The following is a 17,993-nucleotide window of genomic DNA, read 5'->3' on the forward strand; positions in this document are numbered from 1 at the left end:
ATTGCCTGAGCGTGCATTTCGGGGTCGACTCTGCGTTCGCCCATCATGACTTCCACGGGGTCGCCAGGGATCATGCGAATCAACGCGAATGTCAGCAAGGTGATGCCGAAAAACGTGGGGATCAACAACCCCAGTCGGCGGGTAATAAAACTCAGCATTTGGGCTTATCACTCGTTATTGTTTTTGTAATGCCGGTCTGCGTGCCGGGGGCCGCTTGAGCGGCCCCTGTCACTCACTGTTCGTTGTGGACGCCGTAGAAGCTGCTGAGTCCGAAGGGGCTGATCTGGAAGTCCTGCACACTGGCGCGCATCGGCTGATAGACCGTGGAGTGGGCGATCGGGGTCATCGGCACCTGCGCTTTGAGGACATGCTGCGCTTCTTTGTACAGCGCGGTGCGCTGTTCCACATCGGCGGTGGCCTCGGCGGCGTTCACCAGCTTGTCGTAGCCAGCATCGCACCACTTGGAGAAGTTGTTGCCGTTGACCGCGTTGCAGCTGTAGAGGGTGCCCAGCCAGTTGTCCGGGTCACCGTTGTCGCCAGTGAAGCCGATCAGCATGGCGTCGTGCTCGCCGGCGTGGGCGCGCTTGATGTACTCGCCCCATTCGTAGCTGACGATGTTGGCCTTGATGCCGATTTTGGCCCAGTCGGCCTGGAGCATTTCAGCCATCAGCCTGGCGTTGGGGTTGTAGGGGCGCTGCACCGGCATGGCCCAGAGGGTGATTTGCGTGCCTTCTTTCACGCCTGCAGCCTTCAGCAATTCCTTGGCCTTCTCCGGGTTGTAGGCGGCGTCCTTGATGGTCTCGTCGTAGGACCATTGGGTCGGCGGCAGGCCGTTGACGGCCAACTGGCCGGCGCCCTGGTAAACGGCTTCGATGATGGCTTTCTTGTTTACCGCCATGTCCAGCGCCTGGCGTACTTCGAGTTTGTCGAACGGCTTGTGGGTGAAGTTGTAGGCGATATAGCCAAGGTTGAAGCCGGGTTGACTAGGCATCTTGAGCTGCTTGTCTTCCTGCAGCGGCTTGATATCGGCCGGGCGCGGGAAGGAGGTGATCTGGCACTCGTTCTTTTTCAGTTTTTGCATGCGCACCGAGGCATCGGTGGTGATGGCGAAGATCAGGTTGTCGATCTTCACGTCTTCAGGCTTCCAGTAATCCTTGTTGCCCTTGTAGCGAATCTGGGCGTCTTTCTGGTACTTGCTGAACACGAACGGGCCCGTGCCGATCGGCTTTTGGTTGATGTCCTGGGCCTTGCCTTCCTTGAGCAACTGGCCGGCGTATTCGGCCGACTGGATCGAGGCGAAGCTCATGGCCAGGTTCTGGATGAAGGCGGCGTCGACACCCTTGAGGGTGAACTTGACGGTATGGTCGTCGACTTTTTCGACCTTGGTGATGTTTTCGTTCATCCCCATGTCGGTGAAGTAAGGGAATTCGGTGGGGTAGGCCTTGCGGAACGGCATGTCCTTGTCGAGCATGCGGTCGAAGGTGAACAGCACGTCGTCGGCGTTGAAGTCGCGGGTCGGCTTGAAGTAGTCGGTGGTGTGGAACTTGACCCCTTCACGCAGGTGGAAGGTGTAGCTCAGGCCATCGGGAGAAAGCTCCCAACTGGTTGCCAGGCCCGGGATGACCTTGGTGCCGCCACGTTCGAACTGCGAGAGACGGTTGAACACGGTTTCGGCCGAGGCGTCGAAGTCGGTCCCGGTGGTGTATTGGCCGGGGTCGAAACCGGCCGGGCTGCCTTCGGAGCAGAACACCAGATTGCTGGCCGCGTGTGTGAAGCCGGAGCCGAGGATCAGGCTGGCGGCAATCATGGTCTTGAGCGTGGTCTTTTTGCGCATGCGAACCTCATTGTTGTTATTTTTGAGGGCGGCAGATCAGGTAGTCCATTCCTGGGGGGATGCACCTGATCCTGCGGCTTTACGGACTGCAGGCTGCCCGTCATTTACGAACGGGGAGCCGAAGGCCGACATCCTGGCTCGGGCGCTAGCGCTGAAGGGGGGAAGAGGGATGCTCGCGCCGCCACCGGCCGAGGCAAAACTTAAGTGATTCTAAAATTAAATACAACTTAAATTCAGTGGTACTTACTTTTTTGAGTGCGGACGGTCAGGCCGTGGGGTGGTCGTCGAGCAGGCCGCCCATGGTGGTGACGACCAGCACTTCGGCAACATCGTCGCCGGAGTTGGCGATGGAATGCTGCTTGGTGGAGTCGAAATGCACCGATCCCCCCGGGCCGAGCGGGTAGGTGTGGCCTTCGATGGTGTAGATGATTTGCCCGGAGAGCACATAGGTGAACTCTGCGCCTTCGTGGGAGATGAGTTCGGACTGGTAGCCCACCGCCATGGTCATCTTCATCGCGTTGATCAGGTTGCCGGGGAAGTTGCTGGACAGACGCTCGTAGACCAGCGGCTGGCTGCCGATGGAGTACCGCACGCGCTGGCCCTGATGGGAGTCGGGCTGGGGCTGGGCGGGCTGGTCGAACAGAGTGTTGAGCGGAACGCCCAAGGCACTTGCGATTCTCGCCAGCGAGGAGATGGACACGCCAGTGAGGTTACGCTCCGCCTGGGACAGGAAGCTGGCTGTGAGGCCTGTTTCAGTGGCGACCTGGTTCAGGGTCTTGTTGGCGGCGCGGCGGTGGCGGCGCAACCGTTCCCCGATCTGTTCTACGGTCATTGGCGTGGCTCGTATTCTGAAAGGCGCCAGTATAGCGGGCGGCGCACTGCAGAAAAGGCTTTTCGCCTCATTGAAATTAAGTACCACTGAAAATATGCGTTGACGATGATTTAAGCCTGACTTAAATTTCGGGTGCCAAAACATAATTCGGGAGAACGAGATGACAGTGGGTGTAGGTGGCAAAACTCCGCAACAGGCGCTGGCCGGCCTGGTGAAGATGACCGCGGGCATGCAGCCCATCGGCCTCGACGAATACCAGTCACGCATTGCCAAGGCCCAGAGCCTGATGCTCGAGCAGGGCATCGCTGCCCTCTACCTGAACGCTGGCAGCAACCTGTACTACTTCACCGGAGTGAAGTGGAGCCCGAGCGAACGCATGGTCGGCGCCGTGCTGCCCGCCAACGGTCCGCTGGCCTATATCGCCCCGGCTTTCGAAGAGGGCACCATCCGCGACTTGCGCGAGGTGGATGGGGTTATCCATGGTTGGCATGAGCACGAGAGTCCGTACCTCCTGCTGCTCGACATGCTCGCTGGAATGGGCATCGCCGCCGACGCCGTGGTGGGCCTGTGCCCGTCCCTGGCGTTCTTCATGTTCGACGCCATCCGCCGCCTCGGATCGGGCTACGCGTTCGTAGACGCTTCTTGCGTGACAAACCTGTGTCGCTATCAAAAATCCGCAACTGAACTGGCGCTGATGCAGCGCGCCAAAGACATGACCCTGCAAGTGCACAAGGCTGCCGCCAGCATCCTGCACGCAGGCATCAGCACCACCGAGGTTGCCGAGTTCATCCGCGAGGCGCACCGCAAGGTGGGTGCGCCGGGTTCGACCTTCTGCATCGTGCTGTTCGGCGAGGCCAGCGCCTTCCCCCATGGGGTGAAGCACGCACAGGTGCTCAAGGACGGCGATATGGTGCTGATCGACACGGGCTGCCTGCTCCACGGCTACCAGTCGGATATCACTCGCAGTTACGTGTTCGGCACCCCCAGCGACCGCCAGCGCGCCATGTGGAATCTGGAAAAGGCCGCCCAACTGGCCGCCTTCGACGCCGCCCGCTTGGGCGAACCCTGCCAGGTGGTGGATGCCGCCGCGCGGCTTGGCCTGGAAGCCGCCGGTCTCGGCCCGGACTACCAGTTGCCCGGCCTGCCGCACCGCACCGGACATGGCATCGGCCTGGACATTCACGAAGGGCCTTACCTGGTGCGTGGTGACCAGACGCCGCTGGCCGAGGGCATGTGCTTCTCCAATGAGCCGATGATTTGTGTGCCGGGCGAGTTCGGCATTCGCCTGGAAGATCATTTCTACATGACCGCCACTGGCCCGCGCTGGTTTACCCAACCGAGCCATTGCGTAGACGACCCGTTCGGGTTGGAGGCCTGAGGGCAGGCGACAGGCGTCGTCATTCAATCCCGGGCAATCTTGTCATTTGCCAAGGTTTGGGGCAGGGTCGATACCACTGACATCTCTGCCAAAGGAGTCACCCCATGTCAAAGCTATATCCCGGTATCGATCCTGAGGGGCTGGTCGAGTACTCAGTGGTCTACACCGACCGCTCGCTCAACCACATGTCGCAGTCGTTTCAAGCGGTGATGAAGAACATTTCCGCGACCCTCAAACAGGTCTACAACGCCCAGGCCGTTGCGGTGGTCCCGGGCAGCGGCACATTCGGCATGGAAGCGGTGGCGCGACAGTTTGCCACCGGCCAGCAATGCCTGGTGATACGCAACGGCTGGTTCAGTTATCGCTGGAGCCAGATCCTCGAGATGGGCAACATCCCGGCGGCCACCACGGTGCTCAAGGCCCGACCGGTCGACACGGGTCGCCAGGCTGCCTACGCACCACCTCCTCTGGACGAAGTGCTGGCAGCCATCGCGGCTTCGAGGCCGCAGATTGTCTTCGCTCCCCACGTTGAAACCTCATCCGGGATAATCCTGCCCGACGAGTACCTGCGGGCCGTCGGCGACGCCGTGCATGCGGTGGGTGGCCTGTTCGTGCTGGACTGCATCGCCTCGGGCACGATTTGGGTCGATATGCACAAATGCGCGGTCGACCTGCTGATCAGCGCACCGCAGAAAGGCTGGAGCGCCTCCCCGTGCTGCGCCCTGGTGATGCTCAGTGCTTTGGCCCTCGGGCGCATCGAACAGACGCAAAGCAGCAGCTTCGCCTGCGACCTGAAAAAGTGGCTGCAGATCATGCAAGCCTACGAACAGGGCGGACATGCCTACCACGCGACCATGCCCAGCGATTCCCTCGCGCGGTTCAACGAAGTGATGAGCGAGACGCAAGCCTACGGTTTCGACAAGGTCCGCGACGAACAACAGGCCCTGGGCGATCGGGTACGCGCAATGTTGACCGGCAAAGGCTTCAAGAGCGTGGCCGCCGCCGGCTTCCAGGCCCCAGGCGTAGTGGTGAGCTACACCGATGATGCCGACATCAAGAACGGCAGGAAATTTGCCGACCAAGGCCTGCAGATCGCCGCCGGAGTGCCGTTGCAATGCGACGAGCCGGCCGACTTCCAGACTTTCCGCATCGGTCTGTTCGGGCTCGAAAAGCTGCACAATATCGAGCGCACGGTCAGCACCCTCGAGCAGGCACTGGACGAGGTGATGGTCAGCTGAGCCCTCATCCTGCCCTCGAACCACAAGGGAAAACCCGCGCACGTGTCTTGCTGACACGTGCGCGGCGGCAGCATGACAGGCAGACGTCGGCCAGGAGCAGACATTCGTTGAATGACCGCTCTCAAATAGAACGTTGGTTTACACGTGCCATCAGTTGCTCAGCGCTTTCCTTGCGTTCGGAATAGCGATCCACCAGGAATTCCTGCCGATCGCGCAGCAACACGGTGAACTTCACCAGCTCTTCCATCACATCGACTACGCGGTCATAGAACGGTGATGGTTTCATGCGTCCTGCTTCGTCGAATTCCATGTAGGCCTTCGGCACAGAGGATTGGTTGGGGATGGTGAACATGCGCATCCAGCGTCCCAGCACTCGCAGTTGATTGACCACGTTGAACGACTGCGAGCCACCACATACCTGCATCACCGCCAGCGTTTTGCCCTGGGTCGGGCGTACCGCGCCGAGCTCCAGAGGAACCCAGTCGATCTGTGCCTTGAACACCGCCGACATCGCGCCATGGCGTTCTGGCGAGCACCAAACCTGGCCTTCCGACCACAGCACCAGATCGCGCAGCTCCTGCACTTTGGGATGATCGACCGGAACATCGTCCGGCAACGGCAAACCGCAAGGGTTGAAGATGCGTGTTTCGGCACCGAAGTGTTCCAGCAGGCGCGCGGCCTCTTCAACCAGCAGGCGGCTGAAAGAGCGCTCGCGGGTCGATCCGTAGAGCAGCAGGATGCGTGGTCTGTGATGATCCGGCGTCGACGCTTGCACATTATCGAACAGGGTCAGATCGAGGTTAGGGAGATGTTGAGACATGAATCCTCCTTAGGGAGCGCCAATTCGATCCAGCTCGGTTTTTGAGCTCATCGCGACTGAGAGTATTGAGGGGCAGTTTGAAGAGGGCGGGTTCAGCAGCAGGTTGTTTCACGCACGGGGCGGCCATCCATGTCTTGCAGGCGGCCGACGTTGTCCTTAAGCCAATCGGCGTTGGCCCTGGACGCCACTTGCAGAATGTCGCGGACCCAATCGGGCAGCTCTGGATCAAGCCGGTAATAAACCCACTGGCCCTGGCGACGATCCAGCAACAAACCGTTGCTGCGCAATTGCGCCAGGTGACGGCTGATTTTTGGCTGGCTGTCGTCGAGAGCACACATCAGCTCGCAGACACACAGCTCTCCCTGATCTGCGATCAACAGGGTGGCGCGAACTCGGGTTTCGTCGGCCAGGCTCTTGAAGATTTCTGGAGGCGTGATCATGTAAGCTCCTCACATATGGAAAATCGAATATACGGATATCCATATGTTTTGAGCAAGAAGAAAATTTGACGACTGTCTGCTTTTGGCTGTGGATTCAACCGGTCGATGCAACACAACAAAATTCTGTGTAAGCAGAAGGAGCGTTACATGTACATAGGTGAACTGGCCAGGTTGTCGGGGTGCACTCCCAAAGCCATTCATTTGTATGAGCAACTGGGCCTGCTGACCCCTCAGCGCCATGGCAGTTACGGGTTGCCCCAAGGGACAGAGTCAAGCGCTGGCGTCAGGCCAATCGAAGGTGACAGCGCAGGACCAGGCATTTTCAATATCATCGGTTTTGTGCAATGACGCCGCCCATGTATTGATTCAAATCGCGCAGATCTTGAATGCTCCATGAGTGCGGCGACAGCTTTACACCGTTCTCACGCAAGGTTCTTGGAATCAGGTCTCCATTTGGGCGAAGTATTATCGAGGACACAATCACGCCCGGATAATCAGTCAATCGTTTTTTGAAAGCGGACGTTGTCAGATCAGGCGTGGGCGGATTGCTTTTATTGGCCAGTGGTCCTGTTGCCTTGAGATCCATTCCGTGGCACATGCTGCATCGCTGTAGATAGAGGTTTTTTCCATTGGCATTATCCGCGAAGGATAGTGATGTTTGAGTCAGCGATAAAATTCCTAGCGTAACGATGAATAATGTTTTCATTTTTTTATCTTCCTTGATGGGATCAGCGTTGATTGGACGCGATTTGGAGCGCGGGAAAGATATCAGCCAGCGCGTTGGCACTCACAGTCATTTCTGATGCCCGCCCGGCGTATTACCTGTTCCGGGTTATGCCGCCCTACGGTACTAGCGCTGGTTGCGATAGCGTTCGGTCAAGGACTGCACGAGGGTGACGTAGGATTGCGTCTCGGCGTAGGGAGGCACCCCATTGTGTTCGACCACGGACGCTTCGCCGGCGTTGTAACCTGCCAACGCCAGCATCTGGTTGCCGTTGAAGCGCTTGAGCAGCCAGGCCAGGTAGCGCACGCCGCCACGAATGTTCTGTCGTGCGTCGAACGGGTTGTCCACGGCGAAGCGTTCGGCGGTGGCGGGCATCAACTGCATCAGCCCCTGGGCGCCGGCTTCGGAAATGGCGTTGGGGCGAAACGCCGATTCGGCATGTATCACTGCGCGGACCAGCGCCTTGTCGACACCATAATGACCCGAAGCGGCCTCGATCTCCTGCCGATAGGAATGGGTGTCCAGGCGCAGTGCGGTGACCTTGAAATCCTTCGGCGCCATGCACAGATAGCAGCCCTTGATGTAGTAGAGCTCAAGGACATCGACCCGCGCGGAGATCCCGACGGGGCGCCGGCTCACATATTGACGTTTACCCTTGTGGATGAAGGTGAACACCCGGACCCGCACCGCGCCTGAGTCGTCGGCCTGCACAACCCGTGGCAGGGCCTGTGCCTTGGCGCCGCCAGCGGCACCCGCGATGTCATTCAGGCGGGTGCAGCGGGCGTTGGCGATGGCCTGGCTGGTGTAGCTGATGGCTCCGTCCATGGCCTGGCACTTGAACGTGGCGCTGGCGCACAGTGGCGCGACCAGCAATGCCAGTCCGATGCTGCCAGGAAGGCTCTTGCGAGCCCATTGCCATGCTCTGGAACTCATCACATCGCTCCGCGCCGCAGGCGCCGATCAGGTCTGGGGCGCCTGGCCCGGGCGCTGCCTTTGGAGAGCCTGTTCCGGGTGATGCGCCTTTTGTTCTGATAGTTATACCCCTTGTAACCGGCCGTGGAACTTACGTTGACGTACGGGCCAGGTTCGGCGCAAATGCCGCCGTGTTTTTATCCCGCGGAGGTCACCCTCGCAGCCTGCGCAGGGTGACGCGACGTCACCAGGCCAATAAAGGAAATTGCCAGCGCCAGGCCAATGGTCGTGCTCACTTCGGTACGGTGCTCCGGGGTGATCATCATGACCGCCAGCGCTGCGCAAATGAACACGATCACCAGCCACGTCAGCCATGGAAACAACCACATGCGAAAGGTCAGCTCGACGTTCTGCCGACGCAACATCCGGCGCATGCGCAGCTGTGACACCGCAATGGCCAGGTACACCAGCAGGGCAATGGCGCCGGAGCTGGCCAGCAGGAAGTCAAACAGCCCGGCGGGCATGAAGTAGCTCCACACGGTGATCGCCGCGCCCAGCACGGTGCTGGCGATGACGGCCGCCCGCGGCACGCCTTCGGAGGACGTTGCCTTCAACGCCTTCGGCGCATCGCCACGACGGCCCAGCGAATACAACATGCGCGAAGCGATGTAGATCGAGGAATTCATGCAACTGGCCACGGCGATCAGCACCACCACGTCGACCATGAACTTGGCGTGGGGAATGTTCATGATTTCCAGTGCCCGCTGGTAGGAGCCGACCTGGGCGAGCAGCGGATCGTTCCAGGGCACCACGGAGATGACCACGAAAATCGACAACAGGTAGAACACGCCGATGCGCCAGATCACCGAGCGCGTGGCCTTGGCAATGTTCTGCGAGGGATTGTCGGATTCGGCGGCGGCGATGGTCACGGCCTCGGTCCCGATGAAGCTGAACATGATGGTGATGAAGGCGCCCACCACCGCCGACAGGCCGTTGGGGGCGAACCCGCCGTGTTCGGCCATCAGGCCGCTCAAGCCGCTGACTTCCCGTTCGGGCACCCAGCCCATCAGCACGGCAAAACCCACGCCGATGAAACCGATGATCGCCACGACCTTGGCCATCGCGAACCAGAACTCGAATTCACCATATTTGGACACGCTGAACAGGTTGGTCACCACCAATGCAATGATCGACACCAAAGCGAACAGCCAGGCATCGATCCCGGGAAACCACTGATTCAACACATGACCTGCGGCCAGTGCTTCGATGGGAATCACCAGCACCCAGAACCACCAATAGAGCCAACCGATGGTGAAGCCCGCCCAACGGCCGATTGCCTGGTCGGCATAGGTCGAGAACGAGCCGGTGTCCGGGTTGGCCACCGCCATTTCACCGAGCATGCGCATGACCAGAACGACGAGCAAGCCTGAAAACAGATAGGCCAGGAGGACTGCTGGGCCGGCGGCTGCAATGGCATGTCCCGAGCCAACGAACAAACCGGCGCCGATAATACCGGCGATTGACAGCATCGTTACGTGACGAGGCTTGAAGCCCTGCGCCAATTGGCCACTCGAATCCTTGGAGCTCGGGCTAATCATTGGTTTTTTTTCTCTGCTGATCGACATTTAAGCGAGTTGGCAGGGGCAACGGGTCATCACTGTTGCCTGCCGGGATTCCTGCAAGAGGGACCCTTCAAACGCTGCAGTTCTTATCAAACCCATCATCGCGATGTGGTTATTTAGGATGAAAAGATGCGCCACCTTACCCGGCCTGCCCGACGATTCAGTTACCTGTTCGCGTCACCTCCTTGTCTGATATCGACACCTGCAGATTCAGTGTTCACGATGAGCACCAATAAGTCATGAAATGGCCTGGCGCAGGCATTGTGTTTTGTTGAGGATTCTGCGAGGGCTGGATGTTGATCAGTTAAAGGGTGGGGTCGCGCGGACGTCGAGCTGCGTATGCTTGCGGGGGCTGCTGTTCTGACCGTACCTGGCCTTTCGGATGTGACGACGTTTGACACGAGCTGCATGCCCTGGCTAGTCGGCGCATGTCAGCTCGATGGAAGGGTTAGGTAGTAGCCTGAGGTCAAGAGTAGCATCGCTGAAGGTCAGCTCTTGGCCGATCGCTGCCTGTCACTACAGACTGCAATCGACCCAAAGCAAACATCATTAAACTGCGTTGATCACCGTGCCAATCGCATCCTGGTTCAGGGCTGTTGCGAGTCTTGCGACAACGCATGAATTACACCCGCAACCATTTTTTCAGCACTGTTCATCCCGTCGATGCGCAAGACTGACGCCGTTTGCTCTGATAGCCACGCCTCGTGCCACGCTCGGTTGCGTCCTGAGAAGTTCGGATCATCATACTGCGAGGCCCATTCCCTAAAGGCCACATGTATCCCATGCATGCCCCCTCCAGGCGCTATGCGATCGCCAAAACGTTCCTTTTCACGCCTGGCCAGTCGCTCTAGGCGAACAGGAGTTGGTGTCACAACGAACACAATCAGATCAACAGAGGCAATCAGCGCTTCTCCCCACCCCATACAAGAACCGGTCAGCACCCAGTCTTCGTCGCCGAATGTTTGCTGGATCATTGACACACGCTCACCGGAAGGGCGCTTAGTCGTAAAAGGCGGGTTGGTGGGCATCCAGAAATAATCATCGACATCGACGTGTCGTACGCCGAGCAGAGTTGCGAGGTTTTGACCCAACGTGGTCACGCCTGCACACGATGCACCAGTAATGTAAATCCGCAATTTTTCCTCCATGAATACAAATCGGTTTCAAGGTTCGCGAGAGATCCGTGCCGATGGATCATCGTCCTGCGAACGACTGATCTACTCAAGACAGGCTTCAGGCGCGGCGGGCAAGCTATTGAGAAACTCGGCGATCTGCCGGCTACTGCGCAAGTGCAGCGTAGGAATCTGCGGACCTATGGCCAAGCGCACCGCCTCGATGCCAGGACGGTAGCCGCGATCAAAATTCCATACGAATTTCAGGAAAGTCAGGAATTCCCGATCAAGCTTCTCTGAGCAACCGGCTGCAAGGTCAGCGCGAGGACGGTTCATGACACTGCGCAGGATCACCCTGGTGAAACAGGTGAGTCGCGGTGTGTCGAGCCAGATAATCAGATCGGCACGGGGTAAGCGAAGATCAAAGGTACGCCGCGCATAGTTGCCTTCACAAACCCAGGCATCAGCAGTGATCGCTTCGGTGACCCGTGTGCGGAACTGCTCGGCGTCGGGTTCGACCCAACCGGGCTCCCAGAACAGTTTGTCCAAGTGCACCACGGGCAAGCCAAGGCGTTTGTCGAGGGCGCGGGCGAGCGTCGATTTGCCGCTGCCGGCATTACCCAAAATTACAATCCGTTGCATGGAGACGTCCTGTCGCGAAAAAAGCCGGCAATTGTGCAGTCTTTGGAGGATCAGTCAAAGGCTTATGGGCGCCTGCAACTCAGGAATGTTTTTTATGCTGTGCTATTTGTTGGTAGGCGCAATACGGTCGCCGCACACTCGCTCCACGTCTGATATCAATCTCCAAAGGATTAATGCCATGGCCAAGTACCTGATCTCCTTTCCAAGCGCCGCGATGGTTGTGCCCAAAGGCGAGTTGGAGGCAGTAGGGCACGACGCACACGCCGTAATCGAAGAGGCGAAAGCCGCCGGCGTCTACGTCTTCGGTGGGGGGATCGACGAAGGCGTACCCCCTGTCCTCGTCGCAGCAGATGGTGCAGTAGCCGAGGGCGGCTATCCGTGGGCGCCCACGCTCGATGGCGGCTTCACTGTGCTCGAACTGCCTTCACGCGTAGAGGCGGTCGCGTGGGCCGCGCGCCTCGCGAAGGCCTGTCGTTGTGATCAGGAGTTACGCGTCTTCGGGTTCGACCCGCGGTCTTTGGCGTGAAGGGTTAACGTAATGGGGACTCGACAAAGCGATTCGTCTACGTCCCCACTTTCAGATCACGCGAGTTCCTTCGCGATAACGATGTGATTCGAATTACAGCAACGAAATCGGGTAACTGATGAACAGCCGGTTCTCGTCAAACTCGTTGGTGCTGAAGTCTCTTCGGATGCTGGAGTTGCGCCATTTGACGCTCAGGTTTTTCAGGGTGCCAGACTGAATCACATACGCCAGTTCCGATTCGCGGCCCCATTCCTTGCCATCCGTGATAGCGCCCGTGTGCACGTTATCGCCGCTCAAGTAGCGGTTCATCATCGTCAACCCCGGGACACCGACGGTTGCGAAATTGAAGTCGTGACGAACCTGCCAGGAGCGTTCCTGCGCGTTATCGAAACTGGAGTTGTAGCTGTCGTTCGCCAACGTGCCGCCACTGGCACCGTTAACCCGCATCCACGCGGTATCGCCGGTGAGCTTTTGCAAGCCGACATAAAAGGTGTTGCCCCCCAGTTTTGCGGAGAACAAACCGAAAGCGGTCTTGTTGTCCATATCGCCGGCCAGGCTGGCACCGTTTTCCTTGCCAACGAAGTAGCCCATGTTGGCGCCCAATGTCCAGTCGCCCACCGGTTGGCTGTGATTGAGGCTGAAGTATTGTTGCTGGTAGATGTCTTGAAGTTCGTCGTACCAGAGTCCAACGGTAGTGCGCTTTTCGTTGAACGTGTATTCGCCGCCGCCGAAGTTGAAACGGTCAGAGGTGAACGCCGCTTTGCCGTTCATGGACATGTCTTCCATGCTGGCATCGTTGCGCGGGCTGTTTTGCCTGATTTGACCGCCATACAAGGTCAACCCGCCGATCTCCTGGGAAGTGATCTGCGCACCACGAAAGGTCTGCGGCAACGAACGGCCGTCATCAGAACGGAGAATCGGCAGCGTGCTGACCCATTCGCCGACTTTCACCACCGTTTTTGAAACCTTGGCCTTGGCGGCAACGCCTAGCCGTCCAAAGTTGTCCGCTGGACGCCCATCGTCATGGATCGGCAGCAGTTGCGTGCCGCCCGTGCCTTTGCCCCCGTCGAGCTTCTGCGAATAAAGCCCCAGCACATCAACGCCGAACCCTATCGGACCTTGGGTATATCCGGAACGGGTATCGAGGATGAAGTTTTGCGTCCACTCTTCAGCTTTGCCTTGTGGTGCGGCTGGACGCGGGTAGGCGGGGTTGACGAAGTTGCGGTTGATGTAAGCGTTGCGCAGGTTGAGCGTGCTGGTAGCGCCCTCGAGAAAGCCGCTATTTTCATCGGCATGAACGGCCGTTGCCAGGCCGGCACCGAGTGCTGCGGTCAGGCCGATCAATGCGTAATGCGCGGGAACGTTACGGCGAAAAACAGAGTGATGCATGAGGGGGATCTCGCTGTGAATTATTATTTTTTTGGCGTTTTTTTACAGTTGGCGACTGAATTTCAGGCGCAGGCGGCCCTGGCAAGCATCTGCCGAGGGACCGCCGAGTCAGCGTTGAGCGAAGAGGGGTGTCAGCTGTTGGTTACTTGACGACGCAGCAAGTCGTCGATGGCCCTGATTGCCAGCGGGTAGCCGTCGGCGCCCATGCCGCAGATCACCGCATTGGCCGCGCCAGACATGATGGAATGACGATGCAGCTCATCCCGTGCATGGATGTTCGACAGATGCAGCTCAATCAGCGGTGTGCTGAGCAGCTTCAGGGCATCGAGCACCGGAATCGAATGAAACGACAAGCCGGCCGGGTTGATGATCAAGGCTGCGCCTTGCTCGAAGGCTTCTTGAATCCAGTCGACCATCACGCCTTCGTGGTTGGTCTGGCGAAAGTCGCAAACCAGGTCAAGTTCCTCGGCCAGCCGTTCACTGCGTTGACGAATCTGATCGAGCGTTGTGTGGCCATAGATGTGCGGCTCACGACGACCCAGCAGGTTCAAGTTAGGGCCGTTAAGGATGAAGACGGTGCGGTTCATGATCGTCCTGTTGCGTTATTTGGAAAGAAGGGCTGGAGCGGCAGTCGCGTCCGCGTCAGGTGCTGCGACGGCGTTCAGGTCGATGCCGCGGGTTTCCGGGCCGATCAGGATCATGGCCAGCGAGATCAGGTTGATCACGGCGCACAGCGTCACCAGAGGCCACGGCGAGTTGTTCGACTGACTCATCAGGTAAACCGCGATCATCGGCATCGGACCGCCAATCACCAGGTTGGCGCCGGTGTAGGCCAGTGCCGAGCCCGAGTAACGAACCTGGGTCGGGAAGGCTTCGGCAAATGCCACCGGCTGGATGCCGCTTTGAAACTGGGTGAAGCCCAAAAACAGCCCCATGATTGCCATGATGGCGGCGACGTTCAGCGTGTTGAGAATCGGGAAGTAGACGAACAGGATCAGCAAGGTCATGCACGAACCAAACGCCAGCGCCTTTTTACGCCCCCAACGATCGGACAGATAACCACCGGCCAGTGCACCGAAGATTGCGCACATGTTCGCCACCATCAGCGACATAAAGCCTGTCGACTGGCTGAAGCCCAAGTGCTTGGTCAGGTAGCTGAGGGAGAAAATCACGATCAGGTAGAACAGCGCAGCGGGGGAGCAGAAGAAAAACATCAGGCGCAGGATGGTCTTGTAGTGGCTGCCCACGGCGGATTTGAGCGGACTTTTTTCCTGCTTGACCGGGGTCTTTTTCAGCGCGACGAAGGCTGGGGTTTCATCGACTTTCAGGCGGATGTAGATCGCAACCACCACCAGTACGAAACTCATCAGGAACGGGATTCGCCAGCCAAAGCTTTCGAACCGCTCGCTTGAAAGGGTTGCTGCCAGGCCCATCAGCACCCCGTTGGCCAATATCTGACTCAATGGTGAGCACAATCCGAGCATGCCGGAATAACGCCCGCGGCGGTCGGGTGTGGCGTGCTCCAGCGCCATCAGCTGCGCCCCGGTGGACTCACCGCCCAACGCGAAGCCCTGAATGATCCGCAGCAGTACCAACAGGATCGGCGCCCAGACACCCACCTGACCATAAGTCGGCAGCAGCCCCATCAGCACCGAGGCCAGACCCATCAGGGTGACGGTGGCGAGCATCAGGTTGCGGCGGCCCAGTTTGTCGCCGAGGTAGCCACAGGTAATGGCGCCCAAGGGGCGAGCGGCAAGGCCCACGCCAAAGGTGGCCAGCGAGGCGAGCAGGCCGGCCGTCGGCTCCATGGCCGGGAAAAACAGCTTGGGCAGAATGGTCGCAGACACCGCGCCATACAGGGTGAAGTCAAACCATTCCAGGGCAGTGCCAATGGTCGCGGCGGTCACCGCTTTGCGAGGCATGCGCAAATCATGAGTCTCGTGACTGGTTGTGCTCATTGAGGTGCTCGTCATTGTTTTTATGGTTACGGGTTACCCCTGCGGTTCCGTTCGGCATAGGCGCGGGCAGGAAGCGTCGAAGTGAGTAGACATTAGCGCATCCCGTGCGCAGAATAATTATCGAAATCCAGACAAATAGATAAGCTGGCCTTATAGGTAGGGTTCATGGAACTGCGTCACCTGAAAGCCTTTGTGGTCGCCGCCGACTTGCAGCACTTCAGTCGGGCAGCGGAACAACTGGGTATTGCGCAACCGGCGCTGAGCCAATTGATGCGTACGCTTGAGTCCGAACTGGGGCTGGCATTGTTCCGCCGGGAAAACCGCGGTGTCGCGTTGACCGCGGCCGGTGAGGCGTTTTTGCCCCATGCGCGGCAGTCAATCGAGTCCAGCGAACTGGCGATTGCCGCCGCCCGGCGTGCTCGGCGCGGCGAGGTGGGCGAGATCAACATCGGCTACCACTCAGCGTTGTTCGAGGCCAACCTGCCGCAATTGCTGCGGCATTACTTCAGCACGTTCCCCGAAGTCAAAGTGTCGCTGGTGGACGCGGGGATCCGCGCGCAGTTCGATATGTTGCTGGACCACAAACTGGACCTGGCCTTCGCCAGGGTGTTCAAGGATCACCTGCCGGATCGTCTGCGCACCCATCACTTCAGTCAATCGAGGCTGGTTTTACTGATCCCGGACAACCATGAACTGGCCGACTGCTTCACCGGAGAACTGGCGACGCTGCGCCACGAGAAATTTGTGTTTTTGCAGGACAGTGCCGGCATCGGCCTGACGTCGCACACCCTTCAGGCGTGCCGGCAAAACCAGTTGCACCCCGAGAACATCATGCATGTGCCGTCACTGATGAGCATCCCCGGGTTGGTGGCTGCGGGTATCGGCCTGAGCATCGTGCCGGAAACGATGACCCGGCTGACCATGCCCGGCATCCGCATTGTGCCGCTGGTTCAGCCGGAAATGGTCAGTGAACTGTCGCTGATTTCACGCATCGATGAGCGTTCCAGTGCGGTGCTGCACTTCATCGAGGAGGCACATGGATGGGGATGATCGCGATCCGTCCGATGATGCGCGCCTCTGTCGATAGTAAAGTGGCAGTCGAAGTCTTGACTCAACAGGGATGACCTATGTCTCAACGCCGTTCGATGTGGATTGCCCTGTTGGTCGCCGTCACGTTTTTCATGGAGAACCTTGATGCCACCGTGATCGCCACGGCGCTGCCGGACATGGCCAAAACGTTTGGCGTGCCGGTGGTGGATGTGAACATCGGGATGAGCGTCTACATGCTCGCGGTGGCGGTGTTCATCCCCATCAGCGGCTGGTTGGCGGATCGCTTTGGCTCACGGCTGGTCTTCAGTTCGGCGATCGTGCTGTTCAGCCTGTCCTCGCTGATGTGCGCAATGAGTGGCAGCCTCGAAACCTTTGTCGCAGCCCGCGTGCTGCAAGGGATCAGCGGCGCGATGATGGTCCCGGTCGGGCGCCTGGCCGTGCTTCGCAGCACCGAGAAGAAAGACCTCGTGCGGGCGATATCCTTCATTACCTGGCCCGGTCTGGTGGCGCCGGTGCTCGGCCCGCCCTTGGGCGGTTTCATCGTCACCCACGCTTCCTGGCCGTGGATTTTCTACCTCAATTTGCCGTTGGGCGTGCTGGCGTTGGTGGCCGCGCTCTGCCTGATTCCCAAGCAAGAAAACGTCGTCCCGCGAACCTTCGATTTCAGTGGTTTTCTGCTGGCGGGCAGTGCCAGTGCCGCGTTGCTGTTTGGCGTAGAGATGCTGGGGCAGGGCCAGGCCAATCTGCTCCACGCACTGCTACTCAGTGGTGCAGGTCTGGTGCTCGGCGTGCTGGCATGGCGGCATATGCGTCGACATGCGCAGCCGTTGCTGGCGCTGGGTGTTTTGGGTATCCGTACTTTCAGCGTGTGCCTGTGCGGCGGGTCGATTTTTCGGATCGCCATCAGCGCCTTGCCGTTTCTCCTGCCGCTGATGTTTCAACTGGCCTTTGGTCTTTGCGCGTTGGATGCGGGCTTGTTGGTGCTGGCAGTCTTTGCAGGCAATCTGGCGATGAAACCGTTCACCACAGCGGTGATGCAACGCTGGGGTTTTCGCCCGGTGTTGATGGTCAATGGTGTCCTTGGCGTTATGGCGATTGCAGCCTGCGCCTTGCTCGATGAACAGATGAGCAGGGCGCTTATCCTGGTGATTTTGTTTGTCGGTGGCTTGTCCCGCTCGATGCAGTTCACCGCTTTCAACACATTGGGATTTGCGGACGTGCCCAAAGAGCAGATGAGCGATGCTTCAACCCTGTTCAGCATGTTCTTCCAATTGAGCATGGCAATGGGGGTTGCCGTGGGCGCGTTGCTGTTGCGCCTGGCCATGAGCATCCATGGCAATACCGGGCAAGCGGCGACGGGGGACTTTCAGCTGGCGTTCCTGTGTGTGGCGGCGATTGGTGCGATTGCACTGCTGGACAACCTGCGATTGCCGCCGAAAGCGGGCGAGTCGGTCTTGCAGCGGGCATGAGAAAACGCAGGGCCGGGTGTTGAGCGCGAAAGTCTCAACACCCGGCC

General features: G+C 59.0%; 18 protein-coding genes and 1 pseudogene. 6 read left to right on the top strand and 13 right to left on the bottom strand.

Annotated features, from left to right (window positions below):
- The 3 genes and pseudogenes from EI969_RS12075 to EI969_RS12085 all read right to left on the bottom strand — a co-directional run.
- Nucleotides 1–158, bottom strand: a pseudogene (locus EI969_RS12075) (peptide ABC transporter permease); the annotation flags it as partial.
- A 74-nt stretch (nucleotides 159–232) separates the two neighbouring features.
- Nucleotides 233–1,834, bottom strand: coding sequence for an ABC transporter substrate-binding protein (locus EI969_RS12080; RefSeq protein ID WP_160388008.1), 1,602 nt, complete (start codon nucleotides 1,832–1,834; stop codon nucleotides 233–235).
- Between the two features lie 265 nt (nucleotides 1,835–2,099).
- On the bottom strand, nucleotides 2,100–2,666 hold the full coding sequence (locus tag EI969_RS12085; RefSeq protein WP_160388009.1) for a helix-turn-helix domain-containing protein: 567 nt from the start codon (nucleotides 2,664–2,666) through the stop codon (nucleotides 2,100–2,102).
- Nucleotides 2,667–2,826: 160 nt separating this feature from the next.
- On the opposite strand from EI969_RS12085, the gene EI969_RS12090 reads away from it, so the two are divergent.
- Both EI969_RS12090 and EI969_RS12095 read left to right on the top strand, forming a co-directional pair.
- The gene (locus tag EI969_RS12090; RefSeq protein WP_160388010.1) at nucleotides 2,827–4,044 is read left to right on the top strand and encodes a Xaa-Pro peptidase family protein; all 1,218 of its coding nucleotides are present in this window, start codon (nucleotides 2,827–2,829) and stop codon (nucleotides 4,042–4,044) included.
- Between the two features lie 104 nt (nucleotides 4,045–4,148).
- Nucleotides 4,149–5,282 carry an aminotransferase class V-fold PLP-dependent enzyme gene (locus tag EI969_RS12095; RefSeq protein WP_160388011.1) on the top strand — a complete coding sequence of 378 codons (1,134 nt, stop codon included), beginning with the start codon at nucleotides 4,149–4,151 and terminating at the stop codon, nucleotides 5,280–5,282.
- A 121-nt stretch (nucleotides 5,283–5,403) separates the two neighbouring features.
- Here EI969_RS12095 and arsH read toward each other — a convergent pair whose 3' ends face one another.
- A complete protein-coding gene (gene arsH, locus EI969_RS12100) occupies nucleotides 5,404–6,102 on the bottom strand; it encodes an arsenical resistance protein ArsH (RefSeq protein WP_160388012.1) in 699 nt (232 codons plus the stop codon).
- A gap of 92 nt (nucleotides 6,103–6,194) precedes the next feature.
- Complete coding sequence (locus EI969_RS12105) at nucleotides 6,195–6,542, bottom strand: metalloregulator ArsR/SmtB family transcription factor (protein ID WP_160388013.1); 348 nt, start codon at nucleotides 6,540–6,542, stop codon at nucleotides 6,195–6,197.
- A 147-nt stretch (nucleotides 6,543–6,689) separates the two neighbouring features.
- Between EI969_RS12105 and EI969_RS12110 the strand changes: the two genes are divergently transcribed.
- The gene (locus tag EI969_RS12110) at nucleotides 6,690–6,890 is read left to right on the top strand and encodes a MerR family DNA-binding transcriptional regulator (RefSeq protein WP_160388082.1); all 201 of its coding nucleotides are present in this window, start codon (nucleotides 6,690–6,692) and stop codon (nucleotides 6,888–6,890) included.
- Here the strand turns inward: EI969_RS12110 and EI969_RS12115 are convergent.
- The 5 genes from EI969_RS12115 to EI969_RS12135 all read right to left on the bottom strand — a co-directional run bounded on the left by EI969_RS12115 (nucleotide 6,871) and on the right by EI969_RS12135 (nucleotide 11,554).
- The gene (locus EI969_RS12115; RefSeq protein ID WP_160388014.1) at nucleotides 6,871–7,248 is read right to left on the bottom strand and encodes a c-type cytochrome; all 378 of its coding nucleotides are present in this window, start codon (nucleotides 7,246–7,248) and stop codon (nucleotides 6,871–6,873) included. The two genes, EI969_RS12110 and EI969_RS12115, sit on opposite strands and share 20 nt — an antisense overlap.
- Before the next feature lie 144 nt (nucleotides 7,249–7,392).
- Nucleotides 7,393–8,199 (bottom strand): lytic transglycosylase domain-containing protein, encoded by an 807-nt coding sequence (locus EI969_RS12120; protein WP_160388015.1) that lies wholly within the window; start codon nucleotides 8,197–8,199, stop codon nucleotides 7,393–7,395.
- Between the two features lie 176 nt (nucleotides 8,200–8,375).
- Nucleotides 8,376–9,776 (bottom strand): GABA permease, encoded by a 1,401-nt coding sequence (gene gabP, locus EI969_RS12125; protein WP_160388016.1) that lies wholly within the window; start codon nucleotides 9,774–9,776, stop codon nucleotides 8,376–8,378.
- 611 nt (nucleotides 9,777–10,387) lie between these two features.
- On the bottom strand, nucleotides 10,388–10,936 hold the full coding sequence (locus tag EI969_RS12130) for an adenylate kinase (protein WP_160388083.1): 549 nt from the start codon (nucleotides 10,934–10,936) through the stop codon (nucleotides 10,388–10,390).
- A gap of 81 nt (nucleotides 10,937–11,017) precedes the next feature.
- Nucleotides 11,018–11,554: an AAA family ATPase gene (locus tag EI969_RS12135; protein WP_160388017.1), complete on the bottom strand. Its 537-nt coding sequence runs from the start codon at nucleotides 11,552–11,554 to the stop codon at nucleotides 11,018–11,020.
- Nucleotides 11,555–11,732: 178 nt separating this feature from the next.
- Between EI969_RS12135 and EI969_RS12140 the strand changes: the two genes are divergently transcribed.
- Nucleotides 11,733–12,080: a YciI family protein gene (locus EI969_RS12140; RefSeq protein ID WP_160388018.1), complete on the top strand. Its 348-nt coding sequence runs from the start codon at nucleotides 11,733–11,735 to the stop codon at nucleotides 12,078–12,080.
- Nucleotides 12,081–12,173: 93 nt separating this feature from the next.
- Here EI969_RS12140 and EI969_RS12145 read toward each other — a convergent pair whose 3' ends face one another.
- The 3 genes from EI969_RS12145 to EI969_RS12155 form a co-directional block, all read right to left on the bottom strand.
- Complete coding sequence (locus EI969_RS12145; RefSeq protein ID WP_160388019.1) at nucleotides 12,174–13,469, bottom strand: OprD family porin; 1,296 nt, start codon at nucleotides 13,467–13,469, stop codon at nucleotides 12,174–12,176.
- A 131-nt stretch (nucleotides 13,470–13,600) separates the two neighbouring features.
- A complete protein-coding gene (locus tag EI969_RS12150) occupies nucleotides 13,601–14,056 on the bottom strand; it encodes a type II 3-dehydroquinate dehydratase (protein ID WP_160388020.1) in 456 nt (151 codons plus the stop codon).
- Between the two features lie 15 nt (nucleotides 14,057–14,071).
- Nucleotides 14,072–15,427, bottom strand: a complete 1,356-nt coding sequence (locus tag EI969_RS12155; RefSeq protein WP_160388021.1) for an MFS transporter — start codon at nucleotides 15,425–15,427, stop codon at nucleotides 14,072–14,074.
- Between the two features lie 165 nt (nucleotides 15,428–15,592).
- Between EI969_RS12155 and EI969_RS12160 the strand changes: the two genes are divergently transcribed.
- Together EI969_RS12160 and EI969_RS12165 are read left to right on the top strand one after the other, a co-directional pair.
- The gene (locus tag EI969_RS12160; RefSeq protein WP_160388022.1) at nucleotides 15,593–16,477 is read left to right on the top strand and encodes a LysR family transcriptional regulator; all 885 of its coding nucleotides are present in this window, start codon (nucleotides 15,593–15,595) and stop codon (nucleotides 16,475–16,477) included.
- 77 nt (nucleotides 16,478–16,554) lie between these two features.
- Nucleotides 16,555–17,946 (top strand): MFS transporter, encoded by a 1,392-nt coding sequence (locus EI969_RS12165; protein WP_160388023.1) that lies wholly within the window; start codon nucleotides 16,555–16,557, stop codon nucleotides 17,944–17,946.
- Nucleotides 17,947–17,993: the final 47 nt, after the last annotated feature.

It is taken from the genome of Pseudomonas sp. PB101, from assembly GCF_009764265.1.
In the GTDB taxonomy this organism is placed as follows: domain Bacteria; phylum Pseudomonadota; class Gammaproteobacteria; order Pseudomonadales; family Pseudomonadaceae; genus Aquipseudomonas.

Coding starts and splice junctions, on each gene's coding strand:
- EI969_RS12080 (WP_160388008.1), bottom strand. CDS start 1,834: ATGCGCAAAAAGACCACGCTCAAGACCATGATTGCCGCCAGCCTGATC.
- EI969_RS12085 (WP_160388009.1), bottom strand. CDS start 2,666: ATGACCGTAGAACAGATCGGGGAACGGTTGCGCCGCCACCGCCGCGCC.
- EI969_RS12090 (WP_160388010.1), top strand. CDS start 2,827: ATGACAGTGGGTGTAGGTGGCAAAACTCCGCAACAGGCGCTGGCCGGC.
- EI969_RS12095 (WP_160388011.1), top strand. CDS start 4,149: ATGTCAAAGCTATATCCCGGTATCGATCCTGAGGGGCTGGTCGAGTAC.
- arsH (WP_160388012.1), bottom strand. CDS start 6,102: ATGTCTCAACATCTCCCTAACCTCGATCTGACCCTGTTCGATAATGTG.
- EI969_RS12105 (WP_160388013.1), bottom strand. CDS start 6,542: ATGATCACGCCTCCAGAAATCTTCAAGAGCCTGGCCGACGAAACCCGA.
- EI969_RS12110 (WP_160388082.1), top strand. CDS start 6,690: ATGTACATAGGTGAACTGGCCAGGTTGTCGGGGTGCACTCCCAAAGCC.
- EI969_RS12115 (WP_160388014.1), bottom strand. CDS start 7,248: ATGAAAACATTATTCATCGTTACGCTAGGAATTTTATCGCTGACTCAA.
- EI969_RS12120 (WP_160388015.1), bottom strand. CDS start 8,199: ATGAGTTCCAGAGCATGGCAATGGGCTCGCAAGAGCCTTCCTGGCAGC.
- gabP (WP_160388016.1), bottom strand. CDS start 9,776: ATGATTAGCCCGAGCTCCAAGGATTCGAGTGGCCAATTGGCGCAGGGC.
- EI969_RS12135 (WP_160388017.1), bottom strand. CDS start 11,554: ATGCAACGGATTGTAATTTTGGGTAATGCCGGCAGCGGCAAATCGACG.
- EI969_RS12140 (WP_160388018.1), top strand. CDS start 11,733: ATGGCCAAGTACCTGATCTCCTTTCCAAGCGCCGCGATGGTTGTGCCC.
- EI969_RS12145 (WP_160388019.1), bottom strand. CDS start 13,469: ATGCATCACTCTGTTTTTCGCCGTAACGTTCCCGCGCATTACGCATTG.
- EI969_RS12150 (WP_160388020.1), bottom strand. CDS start 14,056: ATGAACCGCACCGTCTTCATCCTTAACGGCCCTAACTTGAACCTGCTG.
- EI969_RS12155 (WP_160388021.1), bottom strand. CDS start 15,427: ATGAGCACAACCAGTCACGAGACTCATGATTTGCGCATGCCTCGCAAA.
- EI969_RS12160 (WP_160388022.1), top strand. CDS start 15,593: ATGGAACTGCGTCACCTGAAAGCCTTTGTGGTCGCCGCCGACTTGCAG.
- EI969_RS12165 (WP_160388023.1), top strand. CDS start 16,555: ATGTCTCAACGCCGTTCGATGTGGATTGCCCTGTTGGTCGCCGTCACG.